This window comes from Vibrio fujianensis, from assembly GCF_002749895.1.
Taxonomy (GTDB): Bacteria; Pseudomonadota; Gammaproteobacteria; order Enterobacterales; family Vibrionaceae; genus Vibrio; species Vibrio fujianensis.
In genome coordinates, this window is record NZ_NBUS01000042.1 from 1 (window position 1) to 4,169 (window position 4,169).

Sequence of the window (4,169 nt, forward strand, 5' to 3'; positions counted from 1 at the left end):
TACCTGAGTAAAAGGGTGGATCAATTTTGATTGATCGTTTTTAAGCTAAAAGTGGATCAGTTTTCGGTGATCGTTGACATGGAACAAATTTGAACAGCCGTAGGCTGCCCTTTGGTGAGAGCCACGGATGGCTCTCATCATCCCCATGAGCATAGACAAACGATGTGATTGAGATAAACGAACGTAGCCTACATCGCTGCAGCTTCAAGTCGGAAGGGTATAGTGATTGAGAATCTACGGATGGTCGCTATCCTCTGATAAGCAGGAATAGGTAGGATTGAGGAAGAAAGAGCACACGAAAACAATCGACTAGTAGGATGCACGAATAAACATCATAAAAAAATTAGACTATCTTTCATTAAGCAAAAAGCCCTTCTGTTTTAGAGAAGGGCTTTTATATTTCATGAAGACATCTCGTGCTAGCGAAAACGTCTCACGAACTCAGCTTACTTTTTCTTTGCTGGTTTTTGGTCTTCTTTTTTCTTGATGACGGTTGTTCCTTCGAACGTTTCGCCTTCAACAAATGGTTTACCGTAGTACGCAGCAAGAAGAACATCTTTTAGCTCAGAAATCAGTGGGTAACGAGGGTTTGCACCAGTACATTGATCATCGAACGCTTCGACAGAAAGTTCGTCAACTTTTGCAAGGAAATCAGCCTCATTTACGCCTGCTGCTTGGATAGATAACGGAATATCTAGCTCTTTCTTCAACTCTTCTAACCAAGTCAATAAACGTTCAATTTTCTGAGCGGTGCGATCACCCGCTTGGCTCAAGCCTAGGTGGTCAGCCACTTCAGCGTAACGACGGCGTGCTTGTGGACGGTCGTATTGAGAGAACGCAGTTTGTTTGGTTGGGTTATCATTCGCGTTGTAGCGCACAACGTTAGAGATAAGCAATGCGTTCGCAAGACCATGTGGTATATGGAACTCTGCACCAATTTTATGGGCCATAGAGTGACATACACCTAAGAAAGCGTTTGCAAATGCTACACCTGCAATTGTCGCTGCGTTATGTACTTTTTCACGAGCAATTGGGTCTGCTGCGCCATTCTTATAGCTTGAAGGTAAGTACTCTTTTAGCATTTTCAAAGCTTGAAGTGCTTGGCCATCAGAGTATTCGTTAGCCAGAACAGAGACATAAGCTTCTAGAGCGTGAGTCACCGCATCATAACCACCAAATGCAGTAAGAGACTTAGGCATGTTCATAACAAGGTTCGCATCCACGATAGCCATGTTAGGTGTTAGCTCGTAATCAGCCAGTGGGTATTTCGCCCCAGTTGTATCGTCTGTCACAACTGCAAATGGGGTTACTTCTGAACCTGTACCGGAAGTGGTCGTGATACAGACCAATTCTGCTTTCTGACCCATTTTAGGGAACTTGTAAATACGTTTACGGATATCCATAAAGCGCATAGCAAGCTCTTCAAAATGCGTTTCTGGGTGCTCGTACATTACCCACATAATTTTTGCTGCATCCATTGGTGAACCACCACCAAGTGCAAGGATAACGTCTGGTTGGAAGCTCATCATCGCATCAGCACCTTTCTTCACAACAGACAGCGTTGGATCCGCTTCTACATCAAAGAAAGTTTGCACCTCCATGCCTTGTGCTTTTAGCAAGCTAACCACATCGTCTGCATAGCCGTTATTGAATAAGAAACGGTCAGTAACGAGGAAGGCGCGTTTTTTACCTTCTAGATCACCAAGGGCAATAGGAAGGCTTCCACGACGGAAGTAGATAGATTTTGGAAGTTTATGCCACAACATGTTTTCAGCTCGCTTAGCCACTGTTTTCTTGTTGATTAAGTGCTTAGGACCGACGTTTTCAGAGATAGAGTTACCCCCCCAAGAACCACAGCCAAGCGTCAAAGAAGGTGCAACGTTAAAGTTGTATAGATCACCAATACCACCGTGAGTCGTTGGGATGTTAACAAGAATACGTGCTGTTTTTAGACGATCACCGAAGTAACGGATACGCTCTGCATTCACGTCTTGGTTTGTATATAGGCCAGAAGTATGACCAATACCACCGATTTCAACCATTTTCACAGCCTGGTCGACTGCATTTTCAAATGAAGAAGCACGGAACATACCCAATGTTGGAGACAGTTTTTCATGAGCGAATTCGTCATCATAAGAAACCTCGCCAATACCTTCACCGACTAAGATCTTAGTATCAGCAGGTACTTTCACTCCCGCCATTTCGGCGATTGCAGTGGCAGGCTGACCCACAATTTTTGCATTCAATGCGCCATTAATTAGCAATACTTTACGGACTTTATCAGCATCTGCTTTACTTAAAACGTGAGCTTTATGTGTGGCAAAGCGCTCTTTCACTTCGTCATACACTTCATCCATTACAATAACAGCTTGCTCAGAGGCACAAACCACACCGTTATCGAACGTTTTAGACATTAAAATAGAAGCCACAGCACGTTTGATATCAGCAGTTTCATCAATAACAACAGGTACGTTACCCGCCCCAACACCAATTGCAGGCTTACCTGAAGAGTAAGCCGCTTTAACCATGCCAGGGCCACCAGTCGCAAGGATAAGTGCGATACCATCATGCTTCATCAATGCATTAGATAATTCAACTGAAGGCTCATCAATCCAACCGATAATATCTTTTGGCGCACCAGCTGCTACAGCGGCATCAAGCACCAATTTCGCCGCAGCGTTGGTTGAATTTTTTGCACGTGGGTGTGGTGAGAAGATGATACCGTTACGAGTCTTCAACGAAATAAGAGATTTAAAGATAGCGGTAGACGTTGGGTTGGTGGTAGGAACAATACCGCAGATAATACCAACTGGCTCTGCAATTGTCATGGTTCCAAGATTGTCGTCTTCTTCAAGAATGCCGCAGGTTTTTTCGTCTTTGTATTTATTGTAAATAAACTCTGACGCAAAGTGGTTTTTGATAACTTTATCTTCCACAATCCCCATGCCAGATTCCGCGACAGCTTGTTGCGCTAGTGGAATACGAGCTTGGTTTGCGGCTAGTGATGCAGCGCGGAAAATTTTGTCAACTTGCTCTTGAGAGAAAGTGGCAAATTCTGCTTGTGCTGCTTTAACGCGAGCAACGAGAGCATCAAGTTCAGCCAAATTAGTAACAGGCATAGTGAATCTCCTAAAAATAGAAAAATGTTAAAAACTCTTTATTAAATCGATAACCTGATGCTTTTCTATGGTCTTCATAACCTACTGAATCAGAGACTTAGTAAATAGCTTTCACGACTGAGTATAATATTTCACTGTTTGAAAAAAATTGACTCAGATCAGTTATCAAAAAGTAATTACGAGTTTAGGGGGAATACCGTGAAAAAACAACAGATAACACAATGAATTAAAAGAAAAACAAAACCAAGAAATAAGTATCCCAAAAACAAAGTTTACGCATCAAAAAACTAAAAAAACTACAACAATCTGTAAAAAAGTTTCATTTTTAAACAACACCCTCATTTGTGACCAACATTTCATGTGCTACTTACCAGTATATAAACGCAAGCTTAACTCTCCACTGTTGTCACTATTTTTTCGCTAAAGTGTGCTAACGTTAACAAACTTTCCACACCAACTCACCCATTAGCTATCAATTGCAACAATTTATTTGCATTATTCTTTAACGATTAGTTTTCTTAATCATGAGCAAACCAATACGATAGTTTTTTTCATTCGTGATTTTGCGCAGATTAGCATACATTACGCGCGCTTTATTATCTTCTTATGATCGCCAAGAGAACCTTTCATGTATCTTGAACTTGCTATTTTTCTTCAATTCTTTTTAGGCTTGGTTGCTGCCGTTAATCCAGTCGGCATTATGCCGGTGTTTGTCTCCTTAACCAGCCATATGACTGCGGAAGAAAAAAACAAAACCGCAGCGACCGCCAATATAGCAGTAGCCGTGATTTTGATTACGGCCCTACTCGGCGGACAAGTCCTGTTGGATATGTTTAGCATTTCGCTCGATTCCTTCAGAGTCGCGGGAGGCTTGTTATTGATCAGCATTGCATTCTCAATGATGAGCGGGAAACTGGGGGAAGATAAACAAAATAAACAAGAAAAATCGGCGCATATCAGCCGGGAACAAATCGGAATCGTGCCTATTGCGATGCCTTTAATGGCGGGCCCTGGTGCCATTAGCTCAACCATTGTTTACAGCGCACGCTA

At 42.4% G+C, this 4,169-nt stretch carries 2 protein-coding genes; one reads left to right on the top strand and one right to left on the bottom strand.

Going from position 1 to position 4,169, the window contains the following annotated elements; genetic code table 11:
- Positions 1-446: 446 nt before the first annotated feature.
- The gene (gene adhE / locus B7C60_RS08915) at positions 447-3,119 is read right to left on the bottom strand and encodes a bifunctional acetaldehyde-CoA/alcohol dehydrogenase (RefSeq protein WP_099611351.1); all 2,673 of its coding nucleotides are present in this window, start codon (positions 3,117-3,119) and stop codon (positions 447-449) included.
- Positions 3,120-3,747: 628 nt separating this feature from the next.
- Here adhE and B7C60_RS08920 point away from each other — a divergent pair.
- A partial coding sequence (locus B7C60_RS08920; protein ID WP_245869071.1) for a YchE family NAAT transporter occupies positions 3,748-4,169 on the top strand: 422 nt, incomplete at its 3' end.